Source organism: Ruegeria sp. BHSA163, from assembly GCF_059613365.1.
The window spans coordinates 1-5948 of sequence record NZ_JBXWSJ010000109.1; the positions used below are offsets into that span (position 1 = coordinate 1).

At 53.5% G+C, this 5948-nt stretch carries 4 protein-coding genes; all 4 read right to left on the minus strand.

The window, feature by feature from the left end:
• Positions 1–403 precede the first annotated feature (403 nt).
• Positions 404–1660 carry an adenylate/guanylate cyclase domain-containing protein gene (locus AC2FNV_RS23210; RefSeq protein ID WP_170482768.1) on the minus strand — a complete coding sequence of 419 codons (1257 nt, stop codon included), beginning with the start codon at positions 1658–1660 and terminating at the stop codon, positions 404–406.
• Entirely contained in the window at positions 1657–2043 is a 387-nt protein-coding gene (locus AC2FNV_RS23215; protein ID WP_170385089.1) for a response regulator, read from the minus strand. The genes AC2FNV_RS23210 and AC2FNV_RS23215 overlap by 4 nt, the downstream gene beginning before the upstream one ends.
• The gene (locus AC2FNV_RS23220) at positions 2040–5624 is read right to left on the minus strand and encodes a PAS-domain containing protein (protein WP_496774671.1); all 3585 of its coding nucleotides are present in this window, start codon (positions 5622–5624) and stop codon (positions 2040–2042) included. The genes AC2FNV_RS23215 and AC2FNV_RS23220 overlap by 4 nt, the downstream gene beginning before the upstream one ends.
• Positions 5625–5767: 143 nt before the next feature.
• A partial coding sequence (locus tag AC2FNV_RS23225; RefSeq protein WP_496774673.1) for a hypothetical protein occupies positions 5768–5948 on the minus strand: 181 nt, incomplete at its 5' end.

Consider the following 5948-nt stretch of genomic DNA (forward strand, 5'->3'; position numbering starts at 1 on the left):
CGATCGTGGTAACTTGCATGGGGTGACTCCTCTCTCGCAGATAACGACACCTGCACTATGGCGCATCGCGACGCCGATGGAGCAGGAGCCATCCACCCCATCTGCACAGCGGTCATTGATGCACTGCGCAGCGAATGGCTGCTTCGAGCCCAATGTTGCCGTTAATTAGAATTGTGCGCGAAGCTCCGCAGCGAAAGACTGATAAGAGCCCGAAGTGGACATGCGCTGGTTAGTAAGCTGTGTGGTATTGCTCGTCTATGAAACGTCGCATAATCGCAGTTCTTGCCGCCGATATAGGCAACCCTTTTGTTATTGTTGGGTCGGGGTCGACCGGCTCGCGGCGAGTGTTGGGCAGCCTTATCATGGTTGTTTAGCGGTAATGACGTTGGGACAGGTCTGGCGATCAACCCACTGCTTCAATGTCTGCACCAGTTTCGCCGGCCAGCAATCGACCAAGGTGAAACAAGATCAAGGGGTCGTCTTCGCACTCGACCAAAAGCGCCGCAAAGGATTGGCGCGCTTTGGGGTCACTCGCCTCTAGCAGCTCATACGCCGCCTTGTAATCTCTCACTTGATCGCTGTCGACAAGCGCCTCTGACAAGGGTTCATAGCAGGTCACCGCTTGCGTTTTGCCTTTCAGCAAGAGTCTTCCAATTGGGCGGCCAGAGAAGTTGTCGATCCCCTTGGCAACACTTTCCGAAGTGCAGATGCGCGTCCCTATCGTCTTGTTAGCCTGTTCCAGCCTTGCCGCAGTGTTCACAGCATCGCCATACGCTGTATAGTCGAAATAGCTCTTGCCGCCGAAATTGCCAATGATCGCACCGCCGCTGTTCACACCTATGCGTGTGTCTCCCAACGCGATGCCGCGATCCAATAGTTTCTTCTGAAAACCTTGGGCAAATTCGTCGAGCGCCAAGGCGCAGGCCACCGCGTGCGCGGCATGTTCCGGGTCGTCAACTGGCGCACCGAATATTACTTGGATGGCGTCGCCTATGATTTTCATGACTGTTCCGCCGTGCGAAAAGATTGTTCGGGTCATGCCATCTAGGTATTCGTTGAGAATTTCGACGATCAGGTCGGAATCCGAGCTTTCTACCAGCTGAGTGAAATCGGCCAGATCAGTAAATAGAAAGGTTGCTACGCGGCGCTCGCCCTTGGCCTCTATTGCCTCTGGATCACGCGACAACGTCTCAACCACCGTAGGAGAGAAATACCGTGACAGCGTCAATCTCGCTTGCTCGGCATTATCACGGGCCGTGCGCAATTGGCGGAGCAACTCAAGGTGTTCCAGCGTCTTGGCAATGGTCCGGTCGAGATCTTCGAACTCGATCGGTTTGGTCACGAAATCGAAAGCCCCGCGGTTCATAGCCGCGCGGATATTGTTCATGTCGCCGTAGGCCGAAACCATAACAGTTTGCAGATCAGTTTCCATCTCGCTCAACCGCTCAAGCAAAGTGAGGCCATCCATCCTGGGCATGTTTATGTCGGAAAGGACGATATCTATTTTAGGGTTCTCTTCGAGAACTTCGAGGGCGTGTTTGCCGTCATGAGCAAACAATAGATCCAGTTCCCCTTTGCGTACGCGACGCCGAAACTTTTGCGAAATCAACGCTTCAAGGTCGGGCTCGTCATCGACAACAAGAATGCGTGGCGGCGTCACGTCGCATCTCCGACAAATCGTGAGAGCCGCTCTTTCAGTTCAACAAAATCGACGGGCTTGGTCAGGAACTGTTCCGCTCCCAGTTCCCGGACTTTCGCCTCGGTCGCTGCATCACCATAGGCGGTGATCATCATAACCGGTAATTCAGGCCAGCGAGCGCGCAGTTCCTGCAAAAGCTCGATTCCTGACATGCCGGGCATGTTGATGTCCGAAAGCACCAACATTACTTCTTCTTTCGAATGACTTATTGCGTCCAAGGCGGACTCGCCAGACCCGGCAAACCCAAAACTGTAGACTCCTTTTCGTATCTCCCGCCGAAAATTCTGTCGAATCAGGTCCTGTGCGTCGGGTTCGTCATCTACCATCAGAATTTGTCCTGTCATGCTAGGTCCCCCTGAGAATGGACCGGGACCGAAACGACAAAAATTGTGTGATCCCCTGGCTTACTGTCCACAGTCAAAGTTCCACCATGCTGCTTGACGATGGTATCATAGCTCAACGAAAGGCCGAGCCCTGTGCCTTCACCCGCGGGTTTTGTGGTGTAAAACGGTAGAAAAATTTTCTCCCTCATTTCTTCTGGAATGCCCGTACCATTATCGCGAATAGTGACGTTGACGCGGTCACCATTGGCTCGCGTCGACAGCCAGATCGTCGGTGAAAAGTCACCTTCTTCCGCGTCTTTACGTTTGTTGGCCGCATACATGCCGTTGCTGATGAGATTAAGAAAAACACGCATCAAATCCTGCGGATAGCAATCGATTTGGCCAACGTCGGGATCAATGTCGGCTCGTATTTCGACATTGAAACTGGAGTCCTCCGCCCGAGCACCGTGATAGGCAAGGTTCAGCGCTTCTTCTGCGATCGGGTTTAGTGCAACACGTTGCAACTCGCTTGGCCCCTCACGGGAATGCAGAAGCATGTTTTTAACGATGCTGTCAGCACGTTGACCGTGTTGGTTTATCTTGCCTAAGTTGCCGCGTACTGTCTGCCATAGGTCCTTAGCTTCCTCGCGATCCTCTTCCTCCAGAGCCGCGATCGGGTCTTCTAATATCTCGTGTAATTCTTCCAACAACTCGCCAGACAATTTGGCAAAGTTGTTGACGAAATTCAGCGGGTTCTTGATCTCGTGGGCAATGCCGGCAGTAAGTTGGCCTAGGCTGGCCATCTTCTCGGACTGGATGAGCCGTTCTTGGGCTTGCCGCAGATCGTTGAGGGCTTGTTCAGCCGCATCACGCGCGTTGGAAATCTCCGCTTCACGCCGTTTTAGTTCGGTGATATCGAAATAGGTCAGCATGCGACCGCCATCCGGCAGGTCCACGCATTGGAAACTCAAAGTCATGCCATCAGCCCGACACAACTCGCCCGGTGGCATGTTTCCTGCCCGTATTGCCTCGACCCGCATGGACAGCCAGTCATCCCAGTCCTTCGGCGCGACATCATAGACTCCTGTGCCTTTGTTGTACTCTATCAGCTCCTGCATAGTTGGGCGCTGGTCGATGAATTTCTGATCGATGTTCCAAATTCGCGCAAATGCCCGATTTATTATACGCGCACGTAAATCCGGTCCCATGAACAGAATTCCATAGTCGACGTGATCGATGACCGCGTTAAATTCTGCCAGTGCCGCTTTCAGTGCTTCGTCAGCGAGTTTGCGGTCCGTAATGTCAGTGTAGGTTGCAACTAGGCCGCCACCTTGGATAGGGTTGCCGATAATCTCAATCACCGTACCATCAGGACGAATACGCTCAAATTTGTGCGGTGAGAATTTTGCGGCCAGTTCCACCCGCTCGCGCACTTGGGTATCAATGTCGCCCGGCCCATATTCCCCTCGTTCAGCATTGAACCGAAATGCCTCTTCCATTGTGAATCCGGGGCGAAAGCGTTCGCGAGGAAACTCCATGAGGTCGAGGAATTTCGAATTCAACGCAATTGTGCGCAGCTCTTTATCTACCAGCGTAATCCCCTGGCCCATGTTCTCCATTGTTAACTCGAGGATCGCTGATTGTTGTTCGATCTCCAGCTGTTTGGTCTTCAGTTCGGTAATGTCGGTATAGATCGAGACGATGCCACCATCCGAAGTGCGGTGATCCGTAATCTGCAGCCAGTACCCGGCGACTAGCTGTTCGCGTGCTTCGCCCGAGGCTTTCTTGCGTTTTTCGGCAATTCTCTCAAGATACCCTTCTACTTCTCCTTCGGAAAGTGGAAATAGGCCGCGCTTGATGCCGGCACCGATGATCTCTTCGAATTTCACGCCGGGTACGACCTTGTCGGCGAGTTCGCTCATGTAGGTGCGGTAGCGCTCATTACATACAACTAGCCGATCCTCGGCATCCCACAATGCAAAACCAGACGAAATCGCTTCAATTGCGTCTTCAAACCGCTGCCGTGCGGCCTGCGCATCTGCCTCCCTGCGTTTGAATTCGGTTATGTCGTTGTAAACCATGATGCGGCCACCATCAGGCAGGCGACGTTCGTTGAGCATGATCCACACACCGTTGCCCAACTCTAGTTCCCAGTTCGCCTTTGGCTTCTCCCAAGCGACGCGGCGGGCAGCGATCCAACCGTCAACGCCGTCTGGATGTTCGGTAAACATCCCAAGCTCATAGCCGTTGCGGATCATGTCGAAGAATTCGCGGCCCTCATAAATTAGGTTGCTCAAATCGGCGCCGCCAGCGGCGTCGCTGAAGATCTGGACGTAGCGGTCGTTGAATAACTCGACGCGATTTTCAGGTCCCACCAAAAGCAAACCATCGGCGATCGTTTCAATTGCTCCGAGTAGCCGACCTTCAATTCGGGCAATTCGTTCCCGTGCATCCCGGATTTCAGTTATGTCGCGCACGGCACCGACAAGCCGAACGACCCGGCCTTCGGCGTTTCGCACACCAACGCCTCGGTCGTGAACCCAACGGTAACCGCCATCACGCGCCCTCTGCCGGTAGTCACATTCAACGGCATCAGTCCCGCCCTTGAAATGGTTAACGATTGCCTTGACATAAGCGTCGTAATCATCCGGATGGATCTGCTCGGCCCATCGTGTCGAAGACGAATTGGCCTCGTCCAAACTGAGTAGATCGTTCAGGTCAGCAGAGACAAACAGAACATCATTGGTCACGTCCCAATCATAAATTCCATCGCTGGTAGCTTGAGTGACCAACTGGTATCTTTCCTCACTTGCGGCAAGGGCTGCATCCCGTTCAATCTTGGGTGTAATGTCCCGAATTGCGGCCACCATACGCGTCGCGTAGCCGTTAGTATCGCGAATCGAGGTGCCGTGATCCGATACCCAGCGCCACTTTCCGCTGGCTACTTTGAGTCGGTACTCACATTCCCATCGTTTCTTCTTGCCGGATATATGCGCCTCCAACGCTGACAAGTAAGAGGGCAAATCGTCGGGATGAATAATGTCTTGCCATACCCACGTTCTCTCTCCCTTAGGACCGGTCTCAAGCCCTAGGAAAGTCTCAAGTCGTGGGGACGCATAAAACTGGTCGTCGGTAATGTGCCAATCGTAGATTGCCTCTTCCGCAGCGTCTGAAACCAGCGCGTAGCGCTCCTCACTTTCTCGCAATGCTCTTTCTGCTTTTCGTTCGGCGGTGCGGTCCTGATAGGTGACCATCGTTCCTCCAGAGGCCGTTCTGCGATAGCTGATCGCTAGAATCTGCCCGTCTGCCATCTCATGCTCGAGCGCGCGCTCACCAGAGGCACCAATCTCATTCATTCGATCGGCCACTAGCCGATCAGTTTTGCCCGCGCCAAAATCTCCGCGTTCGGCGTTGAAATGCAGCAAATCTTCTAGACTAACACCACGGCGGCAGAGCTCTTGTGGGTAGCGTCGCATCTCGCGAAATGCGGGGTTGCAGTAAACCAGTCGGAGTGCGTCATCGAATATGCCGACACCCACATCCAGAAGCGCTATACCTTCTTCGTACCTGTCTGCTTGGCTTTTCTGGTCAGCGCCATTCATATCGCGTTCCCCCCCTGGAGAAGAATGACTGAGTCAAAGAGTTGAGTCAAAAAATCAACCGTAGAAGCTTGGTTTTAGAGAACACGAGCTATTGTAGAAAGTTCTTGCAATTCAAAGGGTGACGTAGCTTGCCGCTCCAGAGCTTACCAAGCCGACCAACCCGTTCCACCAGCCTTTAGGTCACGTGCGTTAGTTACGACATCCCCGTAAGGTCCGCTTTGTCCTGTGTGGATGGCTCCTGCAAAGCAAGACATTTTTGTGAGGGGTGTGTGGTCAGAAGCGGTCTTGTGTCCGGCCTGTTTGCGCGGTGCGTCTGACCGCTGG

What these genes read in the sequence shown, in the direction of transcription:
- AC2FNV_RS23220 (WP_496774671.1), bottom strand. Translation starts at nt 5,624, where the DNA reads ATGAATGGCGCTGACCAGAAAAGCCAAGCAGACAGGTACGAAGAAGGT.
- AC2FNV_RS23215 (WP_170385089.1), bottom strand. Translation starts at nt 2,043, where the DNA reads ATGACAGGACAAATTCTGATGGTAGATGACGAACCCGACGCACAGGAC.